The sequence below is a fragment of the Streptomyces sp. NPDC046870 genome (genome assembly GCF_040704595.1).
GTDB classification, from domain to species: Bacteria; Actinomycetota; Actinomycetes; order Streptomycetales; family Streptomycetaceae; genus Streptomyces; species Streptomyces argyrophylli.
Window position 1 is genome coordinate 82,198 of the sequence record NZ_JBEYXM010000028.1, and the last position, 23,407, is coordinate 105,604.

18 protein-coding genes and 8 pseudogenes are annotated in these 23,407 nt (G+C 70.1%); 16 read left to right on the top strand and 10 right to left on the bottom strand.

The genetic code is table 11. The annotated features are described in order from the left end of the window. Positions 1-1,131 precede the first annotated feature (1,131 nt). Both AB0946_RS36035 and AB0946_RS36040 read left to right on the top strand, forming a co-directional pair. The gene (locus tag AB0946_RS36035; RefSeq protein ID WP_366764916.1) at positions 1,132-1,605 is read left to right on the top strand and encodes a VOC family protein; all 474 of its coding nucleotides are present in this window, start codon (positions 1,132-1,134) and stop codon (positions 1,603-1,605) included. Between the two features lie 155 nt (positions 1,606-1,760). Beyond that, positions 1,761-1,931 (top strand): annotated as a pseudogene (locus tag AB0946_RS36040) (IS481 family transposase); the annotation flags it as partial. 143 nt (positions 1,932-2,074) lie between these two features. Here the strand turns inward: AB0946_RS36040 and AB0946_RS36045 are convergent. From AB0946_RS36045 to AB0946_RS36055, 3 genes and pseudogenes are all read right to left on the bottom strand, one after another. Next, positions 2,075-2,563 (bottom strand): carbonic anhydrase, encoded by a 489-nt coding sequence (locus tag AB0946_RS36045; protein ID WP_366764917.1) that lies wholly within the window; start codon positions 2,561-2,563, stop codon positions 2,075-2,077. A gap of 245 nt (positions 2,564-2,808) precedes the next feature. Then, positions 2,809-3,175 (bottom strand): annotated as a pseudogene (locus tag AB0946_RS36050) (hypothetical protein). Between the two features lie 62 nt (positions 3,176-3,237). Beyond that, positions 3,238-3,385, bottom strand: a pseudogene (locus AB0946_RS36055) (alpha/beta hydrolase); the annotation flags it as partial. On the opposite strand from AB0946_RS36055, the gene AB0946_RS36060 reads away from it, so the two are divergent. Beyond that, positions 3,356-3,523 (top strand): hypothetical protein, encoded by a 168-nt coding sequence (locus AB0946_RS36060; RefSeq protein ID WP_366764942.1) that lies wholly within the window; start codon positions 3,356-3,358, stop codon positions 3,521-3,523. The pseudogene AB0946_RS36055 and the gene AB0946_RS36060 sit on opposite strands and share 30 nt — an antisense overlap. Before the next feature lie 280 nt (positions 3,524-3,803). Here the strand turns inward: AB0946_RS36060 and AB0946_RS36065 are convergent, their stop codons facing one another. Both AB0946_RS36065 and AB0946_RS36070 read right to left on the bottom strand, forming a co-directional pair. Further along, entirely contained in the window at positions 3,804-5,015 is a 1,212-nt protein-coding gene (locus AB0946_RS36065) for a S8 family peptidase (RefSeq protein ID WP_366764918.1), read from the bottom strand. Positions 5,016-5,420: 405 nt separating this feature from the next. Continuing rightward, positions 5,421-5,600 (bottom strand): annotated as a pseudogene (locus tag AB0946_RS36070) (transposase); the annotation flags it as partial. Positions 5,601-5,690: 90 nt separating this feature from the next. Here AB0946_RS36070 and AB0946_RS36075 point away from each other — a divergent pair. Beyond that, positions 5,691-5,810: pseudogene (locus AB0946_RS36075) on the top strand (IS5/IS1182 family transposase); the annotation flags it as partial. A gap of 195 nt (positions 5,811-6,005) precedes the next feature. Here the strand turns inward: AB0946_RS36075 and AB0946_RS36080 are convergent. Both AB0946_RS36080 and AB0946_RS36085 read right to left on the bottom strand, forming a co-directional pair. Next, positions 6,006-6,200 carry a hypothetical protein gene (locus tag AB0946_RS36080; RefSeq protein ID WP_366764919.1) on the bottom strand — a complete coding sequence of 65 codons (195 nt, stop codon included), beginning with the start codon at positions 6,198-6,200 and terminating at the stop codon, positions 6,006-6,008. After that, on the bottom strand, positions 6,197-6,844 hold the full coding sequence (locus tag AB0946_RS36085; protein WP_366764921.1) for a hypothetical protein: 648 nt from the start codon (positions 6,842-6,844) through the stop codon (positions 6,197-6,199). The genes AB0946_RS36080 and AB0946_RS36085 overlap by 4 nt, the downstream gene beginning before the upstream one ends. 97 nt (positions 6,845-6,941) lie before the next feature. Here AB0946_RS36085 and AB0946_RS36090 point away from each other — a divergent pair. Next, positions 6,942-7,377 (top strand): annotated as a pseudogene (locus AB0946_RS36090) (transposase family protein); the annotation flags it as partial. A gap of 27 nt (positions 7,378-7,404) precedes the next feature. Here the strand turns inward: AB0946_RS36090 and AB0946_RS36095 are convergent. Further along, positions 7,405-7,641, bottom strand: a complete 237-nt coding sequence (locus AB0946_RS36095) for a hypothetical protein (protein ID WP_366764922.1) — start codon at positions 7,639-7,641, stop codon at positions 7,405-7,407. Between the two features lie 406 nt (positions 7,642-8,047). Next, positions 8,048-9,241 (bottom strand): MFS transporter, encoded by a 1,194-nt coding sequence (locus AB0946_RS36100; RefSeq protein WP_366764923.1) that lies wholly within the window; start codon positions 9,239-9,241, stop codon positions 8,048-8,050. Between the two features lie 87 nt (positions 9,242-9,328). On the opposite strand from AB0946_RS36100, the gene AB0946_RS36105 reads away from it, so the two are divergent. The 10 genes and pseudogenes from AB0946_RS36105 to AB0946_RS36150 all read left to right on the top strand — a co-directional run bounded on the left by AB0946_RS36105 (position 9,329) and on the right by AB0946_RS36150 (position 21,952). Further along, positions 9,329-9,691, top strand: a complete 363-nt coding sequence (locus AB0946_RS36105; protein ID WP_366764924.1) for a helix-turn-helix domain-containing protein — start codon at positions 9,329-9,331, stop codon at positions 9,689-9,691. Between the two features lie 494 nt (positions 9,692-10,185). Continuing rightward, positions 10,186-10,575, top strand: a pseudogene (locus tag AB0946_RS36110) (RDD family protein); the annotation flags it as partial. Between the two features lie 180 nt (positions 10,576-10,755). Then, positions 10,756-11,625, top strand: coding sequence for an alpha/beta hydrolase (locus tag AB0946_RS36115; protein WP_366764925.1), 870 nt, complete (start codon positions 10,756-10,758; stop codon positions 11,623-11,625). 702 nt (positions 11,626-12,327) lie between these two features. Further along, the gene (locus AB0946_RS36120; protein ID WP_366764926.1) at positions 12,328-12,927 is read left to right on the top strand and encodes a DUF6058 family natural product biosynthesis protein; all 600 of its coding nucleotides are present in this window, start codon (positions 12,328-12,330) and stop codon (positions 12,925-12,927) included. A 465-nt stretch (positions 12,928-13,392) separates the two neighbouring features. Further along, positions 13,393-13,911 (top strand): peptidylprolyl isomerase, encoded by a 519-nt coding sequence (locus AB0946_RS36125; RefSeq protein ID WP_366764927.1) that lies wholly within the window; start codon positions 13,393-13,395, stop codon positions 13,909-13,911. A 930-nt stretch (positions 13,912-14,841) separates the two neighbouring features. Beyond that, entirely contained in the window at positions 14,842-16,257 is a 1,416-nt protein-coding gene (locus AB0946_RS36130; RefSeq protein ID WP_366764928.1) for a DEAD/DEAH box helicase, read from the top strand. Positions 16,258-16,407: 150 nt separating this feature from the next. After that, positions 16,408-16,650, top strand: a complete 243-nt coding sequence (locus AB0946_RS36135) for a DUF5302 domain-containing protein (RefSeq protein WP_366764929.1) — start codon at positions 16,408-16,410, stop codon at positions 16,648-16,650. 862 nt (positions 16,651-17,512) lie between these two features. Next, positions 17,513-17,716: a cold-shock protein gene (locus tag AB0946_RS36140; RefSeq protein WP_014670069.1), complete on the top strand. Its 204-nt coding sequence runs from the start codon at positions 17,513-17,515 to the stop codon at positions 17,714-17,716. Positions 17,717-19,692: 1,976 nt separating this feature from the next. Beyond that, positions 19,693-19,887, top strand: a complete 195-nt coding sequence (locus tag AB0946_RS36145; protein WP_366764930.1) for a hypothetical protein — start codon at positions 19,693-19,695, stop codon at positions 19,885-19,887. A 742-nt stretch (positions 19,888-20,629) separates the two neighbouring features. Beyond that, complete coding sequence (locus AB0946_RS36150) at positions 20,630-21,952, top strand: MFS transporter (RefSeq protein WP_366764931.1); 1,323 nt, start codon at positions 20,630-20,632, stop codon at positions 21,950-21,952. A gap of 414 nt (positions 21,953-22,366) precedes the next feature. Here AB0946_RS36150 and AB0946_RS36155 read toward each other — a convergent pair. Continuing rightward, positions 22,367-22,885 (bottom strand): annotated as a pseudogene (locus tag AB0946_RS36155) (TetR-like C-terminal domain-containing protein); the annotation flags it as partial. Between the two features lie 167 nt (positions 22,886-23,052). On the opposite strand from AB0946_RS36155, the gene AB0946_RS36160 reads away from it, so the two are divergent. Continuing rightward, positions 23,053-23,407 (top strand): alcohol dehydrogenase catalytic domain-containing protein (locus AB0946_RS36160; RefSeq protein ID WP_366764932.1); only part of this gene is annotated, 355 nt, incomplete at its 3' end.

The following is a 23,407-nucleotide window of genomic DNA, read 5'->3' on the forward strand; positions in this document are numbered from 1 at the left end:
CCCACGCTCCCACGACTGCCTGCACGAGAATTTCCTGTGAAGCCCGCCACCGCCCAGGCCGACAGAACCGGCCCCGGCACAGCAGAGCACCAGCTCAGAGCCGTTGCCCGCCGGGCAGACGGTCGGCACCTGCTACCGTGCGCACACACGCACCGGGGCTCACCACCTGCGTGTCTCTGTCTCGGCCGTCTGCTGGAACGACCGGGTCAGTCCTGACGCATTCGGGCCACGACTCCCCGGATGCGGCCGCCTCCAGGACAACCGCCGGCGTGGCCCGGCCTCGTCCAGGCGGGAGCCAAACAGCGCCCTCACCGAGCCCGGCAACGCGGGACAACCACCCTGTCGAGCGGCGCCGCACCACCTGTCGGGCGGCCCGTGGCCGGAGGCTCAGGAGCGGCGGGCGCCGGCTGGGGACCACCGTGGCGCGGACGACCACAGGCCCGACCGCGCTCGCCGCACCCCGCCCCCGCGACACCGCCGCGCCACCGCCTGCTGCTCCTGTCCGTACGGCTGTGATGGCACCCCCTACTGGGAGACCGTCCCTTCGGTGCCGGCGGCACGCGCCGAGCTGCGCCGGCTGGCCCGCGCCCGGCGATCCGTCCGGGCCGCGTGACCGCGCGAATCGGGCGACCAGGAGCACGAGTCCTCGTTCTCGTACGCGATGTCGGCGAGACCGGCACACATCGACCTCCAGGGCGCGCAGGCTGCCGTAGTGCCGGTTCACCTCGGCGGACACGAGTGGATACAGCTGTCGCCGCACTCCGGCGTGGCCGCATCCGCGGAGACTGCTCCCGCGGCAGTGCAGCCGCCGACGAGAGCGGTCACCGCCGCAGCGGCCAGCGCCTTCTCCCTGCCAGACGTGATCATGAAGATTCCTGTGTTCTCGGGAAGGCTCGCAGTCGCGCCGGTGGACACGGCGGGTCGCCGGGCCGTGCGCGGAGAGTGAGGTCGCAACGTCGGGACCGCTGCGGTAGCTGACGGCAGACCCCGCCACTATCGTGGCCGTATGGTCGGGCGCGGTTCCCTCAGGCGTAGGCGTCGACGACCGAGGTGGCCCGCTCACCCGTGATGGTGGTGGGTGAACTCCCACGCCGGTTCGGGCAGTCGTTCCTCTCCGATCGGAGACATCTCGTGGACCTCAGACTCGAAGCCATCGTGCTGCCCGTGTCCGACGTCGACCGGGCCAAGGATTTCTATGACAGGCTCGGGTTCCGCCTCGACGTCGACCAGACGTTCAGCGACGACTACCGGTTGGTGCACTTCACACCCCCCGGCTCCGGATGCTCGATCCTCTTCGGCAACGGAATGACCTCCGCGGAACCCGGCTCGGCCCAAGGCCTTTACCTGATCGTTCCCGACATCGAGCAGGCCCGCGCCGAGATCGGCAGCCGGGGTGTCGAGGTGAGCGACGCGTTCCACGATGAGGGGGGCGTGTTGTTCCACGGTCATGAGGGCGGAACCGTCACACACCGGGGCGCAGGACAGAAGCGTCTGGACGGCCCGCATCCCGAGCGCGCCACCTACTGCTCCTACGCCTCGTTCAGCGACCCGGACGGTAACGGGTGGGTGCTCCAGGAGATCACGGAGCGGTTTCCTGGACGCTGACGGGAGCACGTTGCGCGAGTGGCCTGGCCAATGTGTCGCCGGGCGCCAACCGCGCCGGCCGGGGGAGCCGGCCTGCATGACCGGTCCAGCCGCCTCCGCACGACGCCGCACCGGACTCCGGCAGCGCTGGAGACCCGGGTTTGCCGCCTGCGCCAGGCTTCGACCACGTCGACTCCGCGGTCGACGACCACAGCCGTCTCGCCTACAGCGAGGTCCACGGCGACGAGAAGGCCGCCACCTGCCCGGCCTTCCTCACACGGGCCGCAGCCTTCTTCACCACCTGCGGCATCGACCGGATCGAACGTGTTCTGACGGACAACGCCTGGCCCACCCGGCCGAGGACGTGACGACACTACGCCGGCCTCCGGCATGGCCTGCCGGAGGCCGGCGCCGCGTCACTGCCTCCTCGCTGCCCGGCAACCTCATCTCCAGCCGAGGCTGGAGATGCCCGGGTACGGCGGGAACCCGGTCAGCGGACTTCCGTGAGCCTGCCGGTGGCCACGTCGAAGACGAAACCGCGCACGCGGTCCTTGTGGACGACGAACGGGTCGGCCTTGATGCGCGCGACGGACTGCCGTACGTCCTCCTCCAGGTCGGGGAACGCCTCCGCCGCCCAGGGCGGACGGATCCCGGTGTCCTTCTGGACCGCGTCCTTGAACCCGTCGTCGGTGAAGGTCAGCATGCCGCAGTCGGTGTGGTGGATGAGGATGATCTCCTCGGTGCCAAGAAGGCGTTGGCTGATGGCGAGCGAGCGGATCTCGTCCTGGGTCACCACCCCGCCGGCGTTGCGGATGACGTGCGCCTCGCCGTCGTTCAGACCGAGGATCGCGTAGACGTTCAGCCGGGCGTCCATGCAGGCCACGACGGCCAGTTGGCGGGAGGGCGGCAGCGGGAGCGGACCGGAGAAGGTCTCGGCGTAGCGGGCGTTGTTGGCGAGCAGTTCATCGGTGAAGGACATGACGGACCTCGGTTCTCTCGTACGGGGAAGGGCACGGACGGGGTGATGGCGCGGAGCGGGATCACGAGGCCCGGCTACAGAAACCGTCGAAGAGATACACACGACGCGAGGGCCAGAAGCCCGTCAACGTCGCGACCAAGGTCGGCATCACACCAGTGAACTCCTCGACGCCGGGCCAGGCAAGAGAATGAATGTTCGGCGCCGGGGCCGCGACGGCCATGGGACCGTCGTCGGATTCGACAGATTCACCCCGCGGCGGGGAGCCTCTCCGTACGGCCGCCCAGCCCAGCGGAGAACTGGTCAGTGACCCGCTCCAACGCCAGTGCGACGGCCGGTGCGACGGACGACATGCCGCCCTCTGCGGCGATATCCCGGTCGAGGCTGAACATGCCCTGCACGATGTCAGCCGCGCCCATGGACCTCACCACAGGGCGCAGGGCATGGTCGATGGCAGCGCCGGCGCCGAGCAGCGCCTCGGGTGGCAGGGCGCGCCCCTCCAACGCAGTCACGTCGTGCCAGCCGCCGAAGCCGGTTTTCGTCCAGGTGACGCAACAGCCGGGCGGTGCGGGAGGCGGGGGAGGGGCTTCCGGACACGGACAGGATGGCAGCCATGAGAGATCTTCCGGGTGACGGGGTTCAGACGTGCGCACAGGGCGGATACGTGCTGTGGTTGCTCACCAAGCGTTCGACCGCACCGTGACGAGGGGGGCTCAGGTCGTTGCGGAGAGTTTCGAGGAACGTGACGACTTCGGCCGCCGCAGAACGGCGCTGCAGGTCGTTGTGGACGTCGTGATGAGCGCCGTGCACGACCGAGAGGCGGGCGTGGACGAGGAGCAGGACCAGAACGGCCACGTCGCCGCCGTCCCGGCCGCCGCAGCCGGAGCACTGCTGTTCTCCACCGGGCCGCTGCCCGCCCCCACCCGTCTCATCGGCGTGTTCCTCCTGATCACGGTCATCTGACGGCGATGGAAGCCGCACACGGCCCGGCTCGACGACCGCGCGTTCGCCGCCGTCGGCGCCGCTTCCGGCTTCCGCTCCGCGCTGGTCGGCTCGGCCGGCCCGATGGTCGCCCCGTCGTACGTCGACTACACGAAGGTCGGCTGGCTGCAGGAGTGACCCGCCGTACCGGTCATGGATATCCACTGACGCTGCTGACGTGCTCGCAGGGGCAGGCCCCGCGCTCGGTGGTGAGCGGCGGGGCCTGCTGTCCGGGTGCTTCGGACGGAAGAGCCGAACTCGGTTACGGAACGAGCTTGAGGAGCTTGTTGGGCGAGCCGGTGCCGATGCCCGTGAGGACGTCGCTGGTCGCTCCGTTCACCAGTGCGGCGGCCACGGTCGCCGGGGAGGCGCCCGGGTGAGCGGTCAGGTAGAGCGCCGCCGCACCGGAGACATGCGGAGCGGCGAAGGACGTGCCACTGCCGGTGTAGGTGGCGGTGTCGGAGGTGTTCCAGCCGGCGGTGATGCTGCTGCCGGGGGCGAAGATGTCCACGGTCGAACCGTAGTTGGAGTAGCTGGCCCGCGCGTCGGTGCTGGTGGTGGCGCCTACCGTGATGGCGGCGGCGACACGTGCCGGCGAGTAGTTGGCCGCGTTGGCGCCCGAGTTCCCGGCCGCGATGGAGTAGGTGACGCCCGAAGCGATCGAGTTGTTCACCGCGGTGTCGAGTGAGGTGCTGGCGCTGCCGCCGAGAGAGACGTTGGCGACGGAGTTGGCGACGTGGTGGGAGGTGATCCAGTCCACGCCCGCGATGACGCCCGCGGTCGTACCGGAGCCGTCGTTGCCCAGCACACGCACCGCGACGATCTTCGTCTGCTTGGCCACGCCGTAGGTGCTCCCGGCGACGTTCGTCGCGACGAAGGTGCCGTGGCCGTAGCCGTCCTGCGCTGTGGCGTCGTTGTCGACGAAGTCGTAGCCGTAGGAGGCCCGGCCGCCGAACTCCTGGTGGGTGATGCGTACACCGGTGTCCAGGACGTAGACCGTCGCGCCGCTGCCACCGGTGTCCGGATAGGTGTACGTGCCGCTCAGCGGGAGGCGGGACTGATCGATACGGTCCAGACCCCAGGGCGCGTTGGTCTGCGTCCCGAGTGCGTGCACCACCTGGTCCTGCTCCACCGAGGCGACTTCGGGGTCGGCCGCCAGACGCCTGGCCTCGGTGCTGGTCAGTGTCGCGGAGTAGCCGTTCAGCGCAGAGGTGTAGGTCCGCTTGACCGTGCCGCCGTATTCGGCGACAAGGTTCCTGCCCTGCCGGGCAGTGGCCTTGAATCCGACGCTGTCCTTCAGCGTGACGATGTAGCTTCCGGACACGGCGTGGGCACTGTCGGCGTTCAATACCGTGCCTAAGGTCGGTGCGGCCTCGGCGGGGAGTGCCGTGACGCTGGCGAAGAGCGCCACCAGGCCGGCCGTGGTGGCGCTCGCCGCGACGATGCGCCTCTTGATGATGTGTCTCGATGCCATGGGGGAGTGTCCTTACAGGTCGGCACGCGACGGCGGGGGTGCGGCCGCGTGCTCGGGCGGACGCGGCACACGGAGTCCGTGCCGCACAATGACGGTGCGGCGACTCGCTGTAGCAGAGCAACAGTGAGGTCTGATCTGTCATGTACAAGTCGTAATCGGGCAATGAACCGCATCATTTGCAACGCGCCGGCAATGTGATGCACAGAAAGGACCCGGCGCCGGCCGAACATCCGGCGCCGGGCCTCATGTCGTGGGTGACCGCGACCCGGAGAAGCGGATGCGGTGGTCGTTGCCCGGCAGGTGCGCTGCTGCTCCGCGAGCGCCTTGGGGAAGTGGGTGACGGGGCGCCTCACCCGCTCATCGTGGAGGCTGATGTCGACGGCCTCGTGGAGAAGGCGAGCAGCCCCAGGGCGTGCGTCCCGTCTTCAGCGCGGCGACGAAGGAGCAGGGCCCGCCGGGGATGAAATGATCCGTGCTGCGGCCTCGCCCGTAGACGTGGCAGAACAGCAGCTCCGGGCTGGTGGGGGCGTCGTGACGCAGCCAGTTGCTCACGTCCACCGCGAGCACGGTCCGCCCGTCGGCGGCCCCGCGAACGCGACGTCGCCGTCCTGGTCACGGTCCACCCGATTTCCGCCTCTGAGACGGCCGAGGCCGATCCCCCCGTTCTTTCGGACAGCGATCCGGACCTGGCTCCGCCGGCGCGGCATCCCGCACACGATCCCGGAGCGGGCCGACCAGGTCCGCAATCCGGCCCGGCGCGGCACCCGGGGTGACCGCCCGCCGGCCCTCGACCGCCTACGTCAACCAAGGCGGAGGGTCCGACGTAGGCGTGTGCGGTGCGGCCGAGTTTGCTGCCGTCGGCGGCGGCGATGACGCGACGTGCCCCCCCATCATGATCAGAACAGCGGGGGGCGCCCTGCCGGCACGGATGAGCCGGACTTCTCCCGAGGAGCCGTAGACGGGCCGACAGACCGCGCTCGGGTGAGGTGGTCACCGGGGCGGCCGGGTGACGAACGGGTCCGGGAACGGGGCCGTCGGGGCCGTACGGTGCCGGTCGACCCTCTCGCGGCGGTCGGACTCCTCGTCGCGGTGGACCCAGATGCTCACAGCGCCACTGGCCAGGACCGTCAGCACGATCGACAGCACCGTCAGCAGGGCCGTTCGGGAGCGGGCGGGGGTGCTCACAGTCCCCCCAGCACTGTTCTCGCCACGGCCACGGAAACCTCGCGGGCACGCTCCGGGCTGCTCGGCTCGGCGGTGTAGTCGACGGTGAGGACGTCCTTACCGAGCAGGACGGTCAGCTGGGCCCTGGCTCGGACCCCGCGCTGCCCGGGCGGGGAGGCCGGCTCGGAGCGGGTCTCCTCGTATGCCTTCTCGCCCAGGCCGGGGACCTCGCGGGGCGTTCCGCCGTCGCCACGGTCGTACTCCTCGGACCAGTTGAAGGCCTTTCGGGCTTCGTCCCAGCCGTCGTCGCGGCGGGTGGTGCCGTGGCGGTCCAGCTGGACACGCAGCCGGCCGTAACGGCCGCCGTCCTTCATCCACGCGTCACCGCTCGTCATCTCGCACTCGGCCTCGTTGCGCACGTCGCTCCGGGGGAGGGTCCGATGCGTCGTACGGCGCAGCGGAACGATCCTGCTCGCGTCCTCGGCCGGGATCAGGGAGCACAGATCGCGCGGGGCCGCGTCGGCGGCACCGGTCCCGCTCAGGAACGCGCCCGCCATGATCCAGCCGAAGATCGCGGCGCCGACGACGCCCACGGCGACCCCGCCCCTGCTCACCCAGCGCGAATACGTCTGCAGCCGTTCCTGCTCGTCCCGTTCCGGGCTCACTATCGCCCACCCCCGCCCGGGATTGTGGCACAGAGGGCCTTCGCGTGCCACGGATCACCAGCAGCGGCCGGGTCGAACGCAGAAGGAGGGCCCATGATCCGGCAGGCACAAGCACCACGCAGGAAACGTGCAGGTCATCGCAGCCCCGGCCGGCTGACCTCTCTGGGTTTCCCCGGTGCGCCCCGGCCGCGAGCACGACACCACCTGCGCACGCCTCCACGGACTGGTCGATGCCCGGAACCGGCTCGTCCCCACCCTGGGCGTCCCCTCTCTGACCGACCTCGGCCATGAGAACGTCGGGCCCGGCTTCCGTCACCCGGTCAAGAAGGCAAAGGGCGGCGAACTCGCCGAGCCGGAGCAGGCGTTCAGCGCCGTGATCCGGGGCGTCCCCTGCGGGCGCCGAACGTGCCAACGCCTTGGTGAAGGTGACTTTCAAGGCCCTGCGCAGCGTCAGCCGCGACCCCGCAGCCCTCACCCGTGTCGTCCGAGCCGCCCTCGTGATACTTCAGCTTGAGCACGGTCGCACAGCCTGAACGAAGACCACGAAACGTCACGCGACGTCACCCACGAAGGTCCAATCGCTGGGCGGCGAACAGCTCCAGGTGCGCGCAGTTCGGGCAGCGAAACGCATCGATCCGCCATTGCGGCAGGCCCCGCGTCTTGGCTATGCCCAGGATGCCCCGCTCAAGGAGGCTTCCGAACCATCGCGCGTACCCGCGGGCCCCTTGGCCACTGTCACTGACAAAGCCCTGCTCAAGCCCGGCCTGACCGCATTGGGTGCACCGCACGTTGTCCATCCGAGGAGTGTAAGCGCAGCCGGGAGTGTTGATACCTGCGAGTTCTGTATTCGCCTGTCGCGCCCTCCTTAAGTCCCAGCGTTCTGACCTGCAGAGAGTGACGTTCGCTCATGGTCGGCGGGGGCGTCGGCGACGGATGAACGTGCGCGAGCTCCCCAGCCCCCGTAGTGGTGGGACGCTCGGCTCGACGAGTTCCCCGGCAGAGATGTGGGGCAGGATCGGGAGACGGGGCGGTCCCCTGGAGGGCGTCCTGCTCAGGCTGCGAGGGGGTACTCACGCTGCTCGCCCGATACCCTCCGGCACCGGCCCCCGCGCTTGCCGGAACGCGGGAGTTCCGCCCAACCGCCGCTCCAGGGTGTGTCGTTCGGACCGTCGGTTTCCTGCGCCCTGATCCGACCGACAGTGCCTAGACACCCCCGACGCGGCGCTGCGCCGCCGGCACCACTTTGCCGATCGTGGTGGCGAGCGTGGCTCCGAGGACGCTGACACCGGCCAGGGTCAGCCAGATGGCGCCGGCCCCCGTGGACAGCAACCCGGACAGCGCGGCCGGAGCGAGCGCTCCCGCGACGCTCACGGCGAGTTGGTTCAGGGCCAAGTACCGTCCGCGGAGCTCGTCCGGGGCGCTCTCCGCCGCCACGGTCGACGTGATGGGGCCGCCGACGATCTCACCGAAGGTGTAACTGATCGCACCGAGCAGTACAACACCGACCGCCAGGGCGAGCGCGGCCACGTGGTCGGCGGCGAGGAACAGGAGGTAGCCGGTCGCGAAACATGCGTGTGCGGCGACGAGGACGCGGCTGCGGATCCGCCCGCTGAGCCGTCCGACGATGACGCCCTGGGCAAAGCCGACCAACAGGGTGTTGAGCGTGAAGACGGCGCCGGCAGTCCAGCCGGGCAGCCCCAGTACGTCCACGGCGTAGACCGGTATCGCGATGTTGAGGGCGAACAAGGAAACCGCGAAGCACAGTTGATGCGCGACCACGGGCAGGAACCGCAGGTCCCGGAGTACACGCCCCCACCCTCCGGCAGCGCCCTGCCCCACCTCGGGGCGCATGTTCGGCACGGCCCGCATCAGACCGAAGGCGGTGAGATAGGACAAGACGTTGACGAGCACGATCGCGACGTAGACGTCGTGAGTTCCGAAGCCGACTGCGACGGTGCTGAGGAGGCCGCCCAGTGCGTAACCGACGTTGCGTACCGACCCCAGAAGACCGAACCAGCGCTCGCGCTGGCCGGGCGCGGCCAGCGCCGTGACGGTAGCGCCGTAGCAGCTGAAGAACACCGCCCGGCCGGCACCGTTCAACCAGGCGCAGACGGCGATCTGCCACGCCTCCCCCACGACGAGATACCCGGCGAAGCCGAGGGCCTGGGCCAGGTTCGCCGCCTGCAGGACCGGCTTGGCGCCGTACCTGTCGGCCAGCCCCCCGACCAGGGGGCCCACGGGGAGCGCCAGCAGCCCGGCCGTCGTCAGCGCCGCGCCCACCTGCACCAGCGTCAGCGACGTCGTGGCCAGGAAGTACAGCATCGAAACAGGCACGAAGACACCTGTGCCGATCGAGTCGATCACGATCGCTGCGACGAAACGGCGGTGCCGGGCCATCGGGGGACGGACCGTGCAGTCAGGAGCAGTCACGGTTCGGACGGTATAGTTTTGATACCGGTATCCTCAACGCTACCGGGAGTCTGCATGGGCAACGCCTACAACGTCATGGCCGCGACCTGCCCCAGTCGCACCGTTCTGCATCGGATTGGGGCGCGCTGGACGGTGTTCGTCGTCAACGCGCTTGACAACAGCCCGATGCGATTCACCGAGCTCAAGGCGCACATCCGGGGGATCACGTCCAAGGCGCTCACCGAGACGCTGCGCGCGATGGAGTACGACGGTCTGATCTCACGCACGGAGATTCCCGCGCATCCCCCGCATGTCGAGTACGCCCTCACCGACCTCGGGCGGTCACTGCTCATACCCCTGCGTGCCGTCCGGGAATGGGCCGAGAACCACGTCCCCGACATCGAACGCTCCCGCGCACAGGCCGATGCGCAACGGTGACGTCTCTCGGACGGCTTCGGTGCACGCCTCCTCGCCGACGGCCGGCAGATGCACGGCGTCCCCGACGACTCGAGCGAAGGCACGCGGTCCACACGACGCCGCACGCGCCGCCGGTCAGGGGCACGTGAGTGACTCCGTGCCCGGCCCGTGTCCGACCGGGCACGGATCCACCGGACACCGCGTCAGGCACTCACTGACGGGGCGTGGCTCACTCGGTGACCGGACCGAACTCCCATACGGCAGAGGCATGGTCCGCGCGGCTCCTGACGGTCACCCGGCCGTGCAACGCGCCCCCCGTGAGGTAGATGGGCTGGTCTCCCTCCGCCGGGCCCGTGTGATTGGCGATACGTCCAGGGCGAGGTCCTGACCGACGGCTGGCCGTACACGACGGCCGGACTCCTGGCCTCGTACGGCCTGCCCGGGCTGCCGCCCCTGCTCCGGCCTGTCCGGGGTTTCGGCTGCGGCGCCGGGCGACGGGCCGCGGCCCCGGGGGTATGGCGCAGCGGCTCGCGGCCGACCTCGCGGAGCGGACCGGGACGCCGTTGCCGGGGGATCTGCCTCCCGCCGCCTCCCTGGCGGCCGTGGTGCACGAGCGGCAGTCCCGTGAGGCCCGGCAGGCGTTCGGGGCGGGCGGAGGCATGCCGTCCGACGGCTTGGCTCCGTCGATGGCGGCGCCCGCGGTACAGCCGGTGGCAGCGCCCGCAGCCCGGCCGGTGGCGCACGGAAGCACACCTCAACCGCCGCGGGCCCCCTCGCCCCCGAGCCGCAGGCCGCCGACCGGCCGGTCACGGGCGGCACGGGACCGCCGCCTCCGTACTGGCGGGCCGGGGCTGCCGTTCGGTGCGACTCAGCGCCCCGCCACGACACCGACACCGTTGGCTTAAAGGCAGTTGTGTCCACGGGACCTGCGGGGGCATGAGGAAGGCTGTGTCGGTTCAGCACTCGTCGGCAGACGGGGCCGGCTTGCACAGCCTGTTGGCCCGGTGCTCCTCGGGTGCGAGTACGGGTTTGTCCCGGGCCGATAGGTGCCGTTGCGGTGTCAGCGAGAGCGGGAGGTTCGGGCCTTGTTCGAGGGCTTTGAGACCAGGCGGGTTCAGGTCGATGAAGCATCGATTCTCGTTCGCTACGGCGGGGAAGGGCCGCCGGTGGTGCTGCTGCACGGCCACCCCCGGACATCTGCGACCTGGCATCGCGTCGCCCCGCTCCTCGTCCGACGCGGTTTCACCGTGGTCTGTCCCGATCTCCGCGGGTACGGCCGGTCCACCGGTCCGGCACCTACCGCAGACCACGCGGGCTACTCCAAGCGGGCCGTCGCTGGTGACGTGGTGGAGGTGATGCGCTCCCTCGGCCATGCCCGGTTCGCACTCGCCGGGCACGACCGCGGAGGCAGCGTCGCGCTGCGTCTCGTACTCGATCATCCCGACGCCGTCTCGCGGGTGGCGCTGATCGACTGTCTGCCCCTGACCGAGCACCTGTCCCGCATCACGACCGAGTTCGCCACGCAGTGGTGGCACTGGTTCTTCTTCGCCCAGCCGGACATCCCCGAGCGGGTCATCAACGCCGACCCGGACAGCTGGTACCGCGGTGACCCCCAGAGCATGGGGCAGGAGAACTATGAGGAGTGGCGCGCGGCCACGAGGAACCCCGACGTGGTGCGGGCGATGCTGGAGGACTACCGGGCCGGTCTCACCATCGACCGGCGGCACGAGGAGGACGACCGCGCGGCCGGGACACGGATCCAGTGCCCGGCGCTGATCCTCTGGTCGCTCCGGGACGACCTGGAGGATCTGTACGGTGACCCGGTGAAGATCTGGCGGCAGTGGGCACCGGACGTACGCGGCCACGGCATCGACTCCGGGCATCACGTGGCCGAAGAGGCTCCGGAAGCGCTCGCATCTTCCCTTGCGGACTTCTTCGCCGGACGACCTCGGTGAGAAACCTCTGCGCCGCCTCCCGCAAGGCACCGTAGGGAAGCTGGGTTCGCCAACGGTGTCCCACACCCGGCGGAGCTGGATCGCCGAACACCGCCACCGCGCTGCCAAGAGCGAACCGGCCACCGCCTGCGAGGACAGCCTGACCGCGCTCGCCCCCGACTGGCGCCTGCCCACGGCGCGGGAAATGCCCGCCACCAAGCCTTGTGCAACACCTTCTAGTCGCTCCGGTGCGCCGGGTCGAGCCGCCCGGGCCGCCCGACCCGCGGACCGCCGCTCGCGTGCGATCGCGCCATCACACCGCCGGCGTGGATCTCCAGCGAAACTCCGTACGCCGACATCGCCGGCCTGGCTGATTGATACGTGCCGCGCGCTGAAGGCGGCATGACGCGATATCAAGTGCGAGGGGAACCGTGCGGTCTCGTCGGATTGTGGTTCGGATCATTGTGGCAGCATTGGGCGCAGCCGCCGTCGTCTTCCTGGTTGCAGTGCCCGGGAGCGGAAAATGGCTCGTCTCAGCAGGCCTTGCCTCCATCATTAGTCGAGTTGTTGTCAAGAACTGTGGATCGGTGGGCGGAGGTGAGGACGAGGTGCCCTCGTTCTTCGCGGATCCATCGATAGTTCGGTGAATGCCGAACCGTCCGGCCTGTAGCGTGCGGAGTCCCGTGCGGGAGATGCCCGCGCTGATGACGCCGGAGGCCCCCTATGCCGGAGACGGACCTGAAGCAGCAGCTCGTCGAGCGGTTCCAGGAGGTCAACGGCGACCATCCGATGACCGACGCGGATGACGTATATGTCAGCGCGCAGTTCGTTGCCCTGGAGGAACTGTGCGCAGTCCACGGCCGCGAAGCCGATGCGGTCCGCCGGCTGATGCTGAGGCAGCGTCTGCCGCTTCCGGGATATCTGCGCTCCGACGGTGCTGAGATGGTGCCGGCCGACCTGTTCGCTCTCGCCGACGAGGCCGGCGGCGTAGACCTGCTCGAAGCGTGGTTCACCGCTCACTGGGCCGACCCGATCACCGGGAAGGCGGAGTGGAATGCGTATCTCAGCGGACAGTACGTGTGTCTGCACTCGGTGACCCCGGCCACCATTCAGCGTAAGGATTACCTGACGACCGCGATCGGTGCCGCAGCGAACGAGCCGGACGCCGGTTCAGCGCAATGGTCTGAGCGGCTGCACGCTCTGGTCGACGAACTCGACACCCTGGAGCCGGCGTTCACGGCCTATGACCGCCTTCGATTTGGCGGACCCACTTCCCGGGACACCTGCATCGACGCCATGCGCGCCCGCTTCCCGCGCCCGTGACTCGGAGCCGTGGGTGGCATTCTGCGGATCGGTTGGGTCGTTCATGCCACGCGGACCTCGGGACGTTCGACGAGGTGGCCGCGTTCGAAGCGGGCTCCGGCGCTAACGAGGGCGATGAGGTGGGGAGCGTTCACAGCCGCTGCACGGACCGGCTTCCGAACCAGGCTCGGCCGGCCGGGCACCCAAGAACCGCACGGACGCCGGGCACCGGCAGCGCCCGCCCTGAGAGCCCGGCTTTGCCGGGCCGACCCCGCCAGTTCGCGGAAGGCGGGGTCGGGTGGCGGCGACATACGGCACCGCCACCTCGTTGATCTTGCGGGTACCGTTCAACTCAGCGATGCCCGCACCCCGCTGGTATCGCCGGCACGCACGCCGTGGGCATGCTGCCCACCTGACCCGGAAGGACCTGCGACTGTGGAATTCCCCAGCATCGACGTGCCTGGAAGCGGACAGCTCCATGCCCGCATGACCACCTCTCTCGGCGAGATCGTGGTCCGCCTCGAGGAATACCGGGCCCCCAGCACGGTCAAGAACTTCGTCGGCCTGGCGACGGGCACCATCGACTGGAACGATCCTGTCTCGGGTGAGTCGATGAAGGGCACGCCGCTGTACGACGGCACGCTTTTCCACCGGGTCATCCCCGGCTTCATGATCCAGGGCGGAGACCCCCTCACCCGCACGAAGGACACGGCCTCACGCTGGGGAACAGGCGGTCCCGGCTACACGTTCCCCGACGAGTTCCACCCCGAACTGCACCACAGGAGCGCCGGCGTGCTGGCCATGGCCAACTCCGGCCCCGCAACCAACGGGTCCCAGTGGTACATCACCGAGGGACCGGCCCCCCACCTGAACCGCAAGCACACCATCTTCGGCCAGGTCGTCAGCGGCCAGGACGTCGTCCACGCGATCGCCAACGTTCCCACCACACAGGACCGCCCCAACTCGGACGTCGAGCTGCAGCGGGTGGAAGTCTTCCGGCAGTAGACCAGGCCGCCGTGCTGCTTGGCGCCCCAGCGCGTCAGGTGGCTTCGCTGCGGCAGACACCGGTCCTCGTAGAGATCGGTGTCGCTCCCGTGCAGCCCGCCGGGTTGATCAGCCCCCTCCTCGGGCGGGCCACCGGCACGGGGCGCTCACGCCCGCGTCCCCGAAGCGCGTTCTTGGGGCTTCACCGTGGCCGGGTCTGCCCCGTGGGCACGCCCGCTGGCGCTGTTCAGGGCACCTGCGAGGGGCAGGTGGCGGCGATGACGTGGTCGACGACGTCGGGCAGGTGGAGCGGTGGCGGTAGGCGGCACGCTGCCGCTCGGCTCCGCCCCTCGAGTGCGCAGGCGCTCCCACTGGGTGCGTACGGGGCCAAGGAGTCGAGACGACCGCCTGGGCCACAACCCGACCGTGGTACGCCGCGCACGACCGAGGGCTGGGGAGAGCGTCCGCATCCGCCACGGCGCCGTCGGCCCGGAATGAGCCATGCGTCGGGCACGCTGCCGTACCCGCAAACGCGGCGAGCACCACACGACGGGGACGGCGTGGTCCGCCCTGCCCGCAGGGTCTGTCGCCGCGTCCGGGTCGGCAAATGGTCAGCATCGGGCCGGACGGCGTCCGGCTTGCCGACCTGCACCGCAGCAGGGGTCTGCTGCCCCGCCCGGCGTCCCGCTCGTAAGGCTCGGTGAGCGGCTCGACAGCTCGCCCGTGGGCTGGGGCCGTTCTTCAGGGGAACGGTTGCTCCAGGTCGACCCGCTGCCAGCAGCCGTACACAGGGACGATCGGTATCAGCGGCGCGAGGTCATGCCGTGTGTTAGTGTCATGCGTTTGCGTGGTCGTCACGGTGGGCGATTCTGTCTGTTCCGTTCGGCTTGTGCGTGGGCTGTCCAAACCTGCCGGGCCTTCCTCGGTACGTTCCCCTGCGGAAGGCTGTTTATGAAGCATCCCAGTGACTCCGGTATCGCTCACGGCAGTCCCGCCCAGCCTGGGGCGACGACCCCGACGCTGCTCCCGGCCGTCACCTTCGCCGGTCTGGAACTGCCGACGGAGGTGCTGCGGACACTGAGCGAACTCGGGGTGCGCGAACCCTTTCCGATCCAGACCGCCACACTGCCCGATGCCCTGGAGGGGCGCGACATCCTGGGACGCGGGCGCACCGGATCAGGCAAGACGCTCGCTTTCGGCCTGCCGCTGCTCGCACGGACGGCCGGGCGGCGTGCCGAACCGAAGCAGCCCCTTGCGCTGATCCTGGTGCCTACCCGGGAGCTGGCCCAACAGGTCACCCAGGCGCTGGCGCCGTACGCCCAGGCACTGCGGCTGCGGATCGCCACGGTCGTCGGCGGAACGCCGATCGGCCGGCAGGTCGCCGCGCTGCGCCAGGGAGCCGAGGTGGTCGTCGCCACCCCCGGACGCCTGCACGACCTGATCGAGCGCAACGCCTGCCGCCTGGGACGGGTGAGAATCACCGTGCTGGACGAGGCCGACCAGATGTGCGACCTGGGATTCCTGCCGCAGGTCGCCGACGTGCTCGACCAGGTGCACCCCGACGGTCAGCGGATGCTCTTCTCGGCCACCCTCGATCGCGACGTCGATCAGTTGGTCAGCCGCTACCTCCACGACCCCGTCGTCCACTCGGTCGACCCGGCCGCGGGCACGGTCACGACGATGGAGCACCACGTTCTGGTCGTCCACGGCCCTGACCGCTACGCCGTCATCACGGAAATCGCCGCCCGCGACGGCCGCGTACTGCTGTTCCTCGACACCAAGCACGCCGTCGACCAGCTCACCCGGCATCTGCGGGCCAGCGGTGTGCACGCCGGGGCCCTGCACAGCGGCAAGTCCCAGCCACAGCGCACACGGACCCTGGCGCAGTTCAAGAACGGCCAGATCACTGTTCTGGTGGCGACCAATGTCGCGGCCCGTGGCCTGCACGTCGACGACCTCGATCTCGTGGTCAACGTCGATCCGCCCACCGATGCCAAGGACTATGTGCACCGGGCCGGCCGCACCGCCCGCGCCGGTGAGTCCGGCAGGGTGGTCACGCTCGTGCTGGCGGGCCAGCGCCGTGAGACGAGCCGCATGATGGCCGGGGCCGGCATCGAGCCGACCGTCACCAAGGTGCGCTCGGGCGAGGCGGAGCTGAGCCGGATCACCGGCGCCAAGACTCCTTCCGGGACCCCGCTCGACGGCGGGCCCGCCGTCCCCCGACCCAAGAACACCAACGCTCCCTTCCGCGGCCTCGGCACCAGCAAGGGCACCTCCCACGGCGCCGGCGGCAAGTCCCGAAAGGCGGGCGAGGCCCGCAAGCTCGCCGAGGCCCGCAGGGCCGCCCTCGTGCGTCGCAACGGCTGAGAGCCGTTGCCCTGGCAGCCTGGCCACGGGATCGGCAACCCTCGGCCCGGCCCGGAGCCGTCCTGTGTGCCTCACCTGTGATGTCAACGCCTTTGGTGCGCCCGGCATGACAAGCTGTGCTTGCTCACCCCCCGAACCCAGGAGGCCACCATGACCGCAGAGCCCGTGTCTACGGAAGGTTCGGAGCCGGCTGCCCCCGAGACGTCCCCTCTGGAGCCGGACAGCGACGGCAACTACGACCTCAAGCGCAAGTTCCGCGAAGCCCTGGCGCGCAAGCGCGGTGCGCAGGCGGACGCCGCTGATGCTGCCGCCAAGTCCGATACGTCGAAGGTGCGTTCAGCGCACGGCCCGGCTGCGAGCCAGCGGTCGTTCAGGCGCAAGAGCGGCGGCTGAGTCGATGAGTCCCGCGATCTGACCGCTTCACCGGCACGCGCGCTGTCCACCCGCGCGTCCCGTGCAGTGGCCCGCGACGTGCGCATGCCCGTGCGCGCGTTGTGGGCGGGGCGTAGCCGGGGACTCGCCTGGGGGGATGGCCCAGATGCGCGGCCGATGTTGCGCGCCTTGCGTGCCCCTGTACCACTGTGAAAATCGACTGCGGTTGTCCGGGGTGACGGTGGACATCCGCAGGTGCCGGCCTGCCCCGAGTGGACGCTGTCCGATCTTGTGCAACATCTGAGCGGGGTGCACCGCCGCGATGTCACCGGTTCCTCCCGTGGCTTCGGCCGCGAGTTTGCGCAGGCGGCCCTGGAGCGCGGCGACAGGGCCGTCGACCGCAACACCGACTCCCTCGCGGACCCGCCGGCCGCCCACGGCGAGGCGATCGGCCTCGTCGAGCCCGGCGGATTCGGCACCGTTCGGTCCGGGCGTGCCCGACCTCGATGCTCGCGGGCCCGCCGCCGGAACCGCGGACCGTGCTGCCGGGCCGAGGCTCAGGCTTCGATGATGTCGGGCTGATGAGCGGAGGCCATGCCTCGCCGCAGCCTCGTGCAGAAGAAGGGCGCGAAGCTGCTTGATCACCGTCGGCCGAGCCTCACCGGGCGATCCAGCCCTTCGTTCCGAGCCGGATACTGGCGTGTTTTCGCTAGCGGCTTCCGTCATGCCGTTATAGCGTTGTGATCAGCAGTCGTGGTTCCGAAGTTCCGTTCGCCCGTGATCGCCTCACGGGCGTTCTTGCTGTTCAGCGCCTCTCCGGACCAGGGCGATCACCTCCCGGTCGCGCAGCGTGCGTGCCCGGTTTCCCTCAAAGGAGACAGTCATGGCCAAGGGCACAGTGAAGTGGTTCAACAGCGAGAAGGGCTTCGGCTTCATCGAGCAGGAGGGCGGCGGCCCCGACGTCTTCGCCCACTACTCCAACATCGCCAGTCAGGGCTACCGCGAGCTGCAGGAGGGCCAGAAGGTCGAGTTCGACGTCACGCAGGGCCAGAAGGGCCCGCAGGCTGAGAACATCCGCCCCGCCTGATCGCGCCCCGGTAAGGGGGCCCGGCATCCCGGCTTCGGGACGCCGGGCCCTTACCGTCGCACGACGGTTCATCTGACTACGGGGTGCGGCGGGGTGCCCGCCGAAGCACAAGCCCCCTCCAGCACGCAGGCCAGCCCACGTTCTCGCGGGGGTAGCTCAGCGTATGCGTTCGACCGCAACGGGAGGCGCGGGCGTGCGCGGCTCATGGTCGTCCCCGCGCCTGCGGGAGTGGCTCGGTCGTCTGGGCGGGCATGACGCTGGCCGTCTGGTTGTCCTCGCGCCCGCGGGGCAGCTCCGCGGACAAGAGGCACGAGCAGCCCGAGAAGCCGTCGTCCGGGCGCCTGCGGGGGTAGCTCGTCGACCAGCCACAGCTCACCTTGTGGAGCGGTGTCGTCCCCGCGCCCGCGAGGGTGTTCCGCCGAGCAAGATCTCCCCACCGTGGAGGCGGTGTCCTCCCTGCCGACGCGGGGGTGTTCCGACCGTCGACGCCGGCGGCACCTTCACCGCCCCCGACCCGTACGTCCGACCCAGGTACAGCACACCCTGCTTCCCCCAGCTCGACACCGGCAGCGAGGACGAAGCCAACCTGGGCTTCGAGGGAGTCGGCTACGTGCCCGACAACTGGCTGACCGCGAACGGCTGGGTCGACCCGCTCACCTGCCCTTCAGGCGGCGGCGGGGCTGCAGGCCCGCCATCGCCGCCCAACTTTTCGGGCGTCTGGTGGAGGCTACGGCGCTGTCCCAGCGTGGCCTTCGGACCAACTTGAGGGGTCCGGGTGTGCGCCGGAGCTGCCCACCTGAGGGGAAAGCTGCGGCTTCACCGCCGCGTGGGGTTTAGGGTCCCCGGCGAGTGACGCTTTTCCAGCAGCAAAGGTTCGCCGCCGCAAGCCTTGGTTCACTCATGCCGAACCCGTCCGCTGGCCGGCACGCCGGGAAGGCGGATGCGTTCTGGCAACCTCGGCAATCCACAGGTGGAGGACTCAGTGAAGACGCGGAGTAGCCGGATGGCGGTAGGCCGATGGGCAGCAGCCACCGCAGTTGCGGTGACGCTGGCCGGGACAGCATGGGCAACGGCGGCAGCCGCTCAGGCGCAGGAGGAGCCCACCTACCGGTGCGCTGTGGTGCAGTCAACCGCAGGCGATCCCCGCGCGGTGGGAGAAGACTGTACGGCCCTCAACGGGGCGCCTGAAAGAGGTGCCGTCCACGGCGCGTTCCGCATCGAGGGCATCTTCTACGGCGGGACCGTACGCTGCCAGATTCCCCCGGGCATCCCGGATCCCTATTTCGTGACCGGCATCGCGAGCCTTCCGAATCGGGTTGAGGGACGGTTGTGCCTCCATGTGGAGTAACCGTCCTCGAAGGAACAGTGAGCGGCGCGCCGCCACAGCGTCCAGAGGCGTCGTCCGCTCGCCGCTCTGCGCGCAGGCGCAGTTCCTGGCTGGAAACGCTCGCCACGGCTCCCGTGCCCCTGAGGGCTCTCACTCTTTGCAGCATGAAAGGTGCTGTCTCTCATGGCCCTCGCACTCCGTAAGACCCTCGCTGTCGCGATCCTCGCGGTAGCGGCTCCCCTCCTGCCGTCCGTCACCGCCACAGCCTCCTGACCGGGTCACCGGGGGAGCTGCTCGGCGCCAGTCACGACGGTCACTCCGCTGCGGTCACCTCGACGGCCGCCGGATTCCACCGTGCCGGGATCGGGCACCGGCTCGGCTTCGCCACCGAGATGCCGCACCGGTTCGGCAACGGGTACGTCCAGCGGGCGGACCTGGTGGTGCGGGCGCCGACGGCCGGGGTGCCGGTGCTGCTGCTGGAGATAGACCGTCGCACTGAGGACGCGCACGACCTGGTGCAAAAGCTGCGCCGGTACTGGCAGTGGGGTCGGCTGCTGGCACCGGCCGGGCGCGCAGCTCGGCGGTGCGCCCGGCCGGGGGCGTCAGGACGGCTACCTCGCGCGGCCCGTGCGTTCTGCCGTCGCCGGGCATGAGCACGCAGGCCCTCGAGGGTTGCTCTCGTTTGCCGCTGTTCCATGCGATCGAGCAGGCCCGCGGTGAGCGCGTCTACTGGCAGCTGCCCGCACCCGCCCCGGCCGGCAGCGAAGAGGCTGTAGGCGTCGGCGTACAAGCGCTGTTCGGCTGGGCGGACGCCGCAGGCGGTCAGGAACGTCACGGTCGGTAGCTGTGTCAGCCGGACCAAGCTGGGGGCAGAAGGAGACTGGTCGGTATGGACGATCTACGCGACGGAACCAGACCCGACGGTGCTGTACCGCGGGCTTGCCTGAAGTCGACCGTGCCGCTGGAGAACACTGCTTCCGTGCCCGGCGAGCCGTCCGGGCCGCATGATCCTGCGCCCGGCTACCAGCGCTTCCCGAGCCGGTCCAGCTGGGCTTTGTCGCATCCGGTCCGCTTCCCGTGGTCCCGCGCCGGTCCACGCCGGGGACCGTCGCCCCCCGCCGCCCCGCGACTTCGCCCCGGCCACGCCCTACTCCGGGCAGCCGGTCCTGGACCGCGCCGATGTGCCCCGCCGCCGAGTCCACCGCCGTCCCGCGCCGGCCCCGCCACCACGCCCCCGGATCCGCTCTCGTTCCGCGCGAGCCCAGGCCGGCCCCGGCCGTGCCGTCGGCGCGGCCGACGACGGCTACGCCGATCGAGAATGTTGCGAGCACATCCCGCCCGGCCGCGCTGAGCACGAGCGGCGCTACCGTTCTCGCCGATCTCCTCGGCATCAGCTCCGTACTGCAGTGGACCCGCCGCGCGGGCGGAGAATGGAACGCCTACCTGGCCGGCCGACTCTGAGCGCGGGCCTCCGGCTGGTGTGTCAGCGGACGTGGATCGACTGTGCCGCCTTGTACTGCTCTGGCCGCTTCCCGTGCGGCTGGATCAGTTCGTCGTGAGGGCGGGGCAGCGTAAGGTGCTCATCCATGTCGGTTGCTGAGCGGCGTCCCCCTTCACTGCTGCGTAACGCCGGTTTCGTGCGGCTCGCGCTTGCCCGGATCATTTCGGTTCTCGGTAACGGTTTCGCCCGGGTCGCGTTGGCCTTCGCGGTGCTTTCGCTGCCCGGCGCCACTCCGGGAGAGCTCTCCCTCGTGGTCGCCTGTCAGGCGATTCCGCAGCTCGCGCTGGTCCTGGTGGGTGGCGTGGTTGCCGACCGCGTCTCGCGTTCATGGCTGATGGCGGTCTCGGACGTCGTGGGCGCTCTGTCCTATGGCGGCCTCGCTGCGCTCGTGCTCAGTGGGCACGCCCCTGTTGGCGCGTTGTGTGCGCTGGCTGTCGCGGCGGGCACCGCCTCGGCCCTGTTCGGGCCCGCGATGGACGGGGTGATCCCGCAACTGGTGGCCGCCGACACCCTGCAGCGGGCCAACGGTCTCTTGCGGGTCGGCACCAATACGTCGCTGCTGCTGGGACTGGCGCTGTCGGGTGTGACCGTCGCCTGGGTCGGCGCGGGCTGGGCCTTGGCCCTCAACGGCTTGTCCTTCATCATCAGCGCCGCACTCACTTCTTCGTTGCGGCTGGGCCGCCGTCCGCGCAAGGCCAGTTCCGGCTGGCGTGACCTGCGTGAAGGCTGGCGCGAGTTCGCCTCACGCCAGTGGCTGTGGGTAGTCGTCGTCCAATTCTCCTTCGTGGTCGCGGCCATGAACGCCAACGCCGGGGTCCTGGGACCACTGGCAACACGTGCGCACTTCGGGGGAGCCCGGGCCTGGTCGGTGGTGGTCGCGGCCCAAGCTCTGGGATCCGTGGCCGGTGCCGGCATCGCGGCCCGTGCGCGCGTCAGCCGGCCCATCCTGGCCGCGGTCCTGTTCACCCTGCCCACTGCCGCGCCCCTGGCTCTGCTCGGGGCGGGCGCACCGGTGTGGGGTGTCGCTGCGGGAGCCTTCGCCGCCGGCATCAGCCTGGACTTCTTCGGGGTGCTCTGGGCCACCACGATCCAGCGAGAAGTGCCTGAGGAAGCCCTGTCCCGCGTCAGCTCCTACGACTGGTTCGGATCGCTCGCTCTCGCCCCGCTCGGCCTCGCCCTGGCCGGACCCGCAGCCGACCACTTCGGCACCGACCACATGCTGCTGGCGTTCGCCGGCGTGATCATCATCGCCAGCCTCGCCGCGCTCGCGTCCCCCGGCGTGCGGACTCTGCGAGCACCCGACCCGGACCCGCCAGTGCCCTCTGGAACCGGAGCCTCAACCGCGGCGCCGCCGGAGACCAGGACACCGTTGCCCGAGACAGACTCAGGCAACGCCGCCGCCTCCTGAACGAGATTCCACTACGCGGGGCAGCTTCGTGTTTCGTGCGCGGGCCGGGGCACGTCGCGGTGTCCAGCCGCTGCCGCCCCACCCTGACCGGCACCGAGGCCAAGGCGGCATAGGGCTGCTGATGCCAGGACTGAACTGGCGCCCAGCGCCTCCGCCCAAGCGCCCTGTTGGCCTAGGAATACCGCAGCCTTGGAATACGTGCCTGGTACCAGCTGTACGCGACGACCTGAGCCGTCAGCAGTTGCTGCCCACAGGTCCGTAGCCCGGCGCCACGCCCTCGCCGCCGACTGAGCGCGGGCTCCTCGCCGTCGGCGACGAAGATCAGGTCCTGCTGCCCGCCAACACCGGGCATCGGCGGCCGGCGACAGCTCGGCCACTGGCGACCGAACAACACTTTGCATCTAGAGGGAGCGCCTACGGGCTCAGGTGGTGCAGTTCGTTGTCGTAGAGCTCGGCAGGGTCGAGGTCCATGCCGGTGAAGTGGCCTGCCAGTTCCAGGGAGAGGATGCCGTGCAGGCGGGTCCAGAAGTGCAGGGCGCGGCGTAGGGCGGTGGGCTGCGCGGGGTGGCCGGCGGCCCATTGCCGGTGCTGGGCGAGGTGGGTCTCCAGACGGGTGTCGGGGTGGTCGTGGTCCGGGCCGGGCGCGGAACCGCCGGTGGGCTGGGCGGCGTTGAGGAGGGCTTCCATGATCTCGGAGGCGATCGCGGTGATGTCCTGGGGTGCCTGGTAGCCGGGGACCGGTGTGCCGTAGATGAGGAAGTAGCGCTGGGGGTCGTCCAGTGCCCAGGTGCGCAGGGTGTGTCCGAGTCCGGCCAGATCGGTGCCTGACGCGGCGGCGGTGCGGATGGTGTCGGCGAGGCTGCGGTAGGCGTCCCGGATCAGTTCGGTGATCAGGTCGTCCCGGCTGGCGAAGTACCGGTACAGCGCGGTTCCTTCCCTCTTGGATCACGGGCCGCCCGGCGGCCGGGCGTGCCGGTCGACGGACGCTGTGGGTTAGAGCTTATTACGGAAGTTCTTGACCATCGCTCACGCAGTCAGTTATAACTTCTAACGGAAGCGCCAGCCACTAACAGTGCTGGCCGAGATCGATGGAGGTCGCCATGAACGCTGCGGAGATGATCGAGGTCGTGCTGCCGGGCAAGGTCGAACCGGAGGGGCTCCAGATGCGCCGGACAGCCGTGCCGGCCGCAGGCCCGGGCCAGGTCGTCGTCCGGATGGAGGCGACCGGGATCTCCTTCGCCGAGCAGCAGATGCGCCGCGGCCGCTACTACGACCAGCCGCCCTTCCCGTTCGTCCCCGGCTACGACCTGGTCGGCACGGTGGCAGCGATCGGCGACGGCGTCGATGCGGGTCTGCTCGACACCCGGGTGGCCGCACTGCTGAAGGTCGGGGGATGGGCCACTCACGTGGTCGTCGACGCCGCCGACCTGGTGCCGGTCCCCGACGGGATCGGCG

What these genes read in the sequence shown, in the direction of transcription:
- AB0946_RS36145 (WP_366764930.1), top strand. Translation starts at nt 19,693, where the DNA reads ATGAGCACGCAGGCCCTCGAGGGTTGCTCTCGTTTGCCGCTGTTCCAT.
- AB0946_RS36045 (WP_366764917.1), bottom strand. Translation starts at nt 2,563, where the DNA reads ATGTCCTTCACCGATGAACTGCTCGCCAACAACGCCCGCTACGCCGAG.
- AB0946_RS36130 (WP_366764928.1), top strand. Translation starts at nt 14,842, where the DNA reads ATGAAGCATCCCAGTGACTCCGGTATCGCTCACGGCAGTCCCGCCCAG.
- AB0946_RS36100 (WP_366764923.1), bottom strand. Translation starts at nt 9,241, where the DNA reads ATGGCCCGGCACCGCCGTTTCGTCGCAGCGATCGTGATCGACTCGATC.
- AB0946_RS36120 (WP_366764926.1), top strand. Translation starts at nt 12,328, where the DNA reads ATGCCGGAGACGGACCTGAAGCAGCAGCTCGTCGAGCGGTTCCAGGAG.
- AB0946_RS36105 (WP_366764924.1), top strand. Translation starts at nt 9,329, where the DNA reads ATGGGCAACGCCTACAACGTCATGGCCGCGACCTGCCCCAGTCGCACC.
- AB0946_RS36065 (WP_366764918.1), bottom strand. Translation starts at nt 5,015, where the DNA reads ATGGCATCGAGACACATCATCAAGAGGCGCATCGTCGCGGCGAGCGCC.
- AB0946_RS36135 (WP_366764929.1), top strand. Translation starts at nt 16,408, where the DNA reads ATGACCGCAGAGCCCGTGTCTACGGAAGGTTCGGAGCCGGCTGCCCCC.
- AB0946_RS36140 (WP_014670069.1), top strand. Translation starts at nt 17,513, where the DNA reads ATGGCCAAGGGCACAGTGAAGTGGTTCAACAGCGAGAAGGGCTTCGGC.
- AB0946_RS36150 (WP_366764931.1), top strand. Translation starts at nt 20,630, where the DNA reads ATGTCGGTTGCTGAGCGGCGTCCCCCTTCACTGCTGCGTAACGCCGGT.
- AB0946_RS36095 (WP_366764922.1), bottom strand. Translation starts at nt 7,641, where the DNA reads ATGGACAACGTGCGGTGCACCCAATGCGGTCAGGCCGGGCTTGAGCAG.
- AB0946_RS36125 (WP_366764927.1), top strand. Translation starts at nt 13,393, where the DNA reads ATGACCACCTCTCTCGGCGAGATCGTGGTCCGCCTCGAGGAATACCGG.
- AB0946_RS36060 (WP_366764942.1), top strand. Translation starts at nt 3,356, where the DNA reads ATGAGCGCCGTGCACGACCGAGAGGCGGGCGTGGACGAGGAGCAGGAC.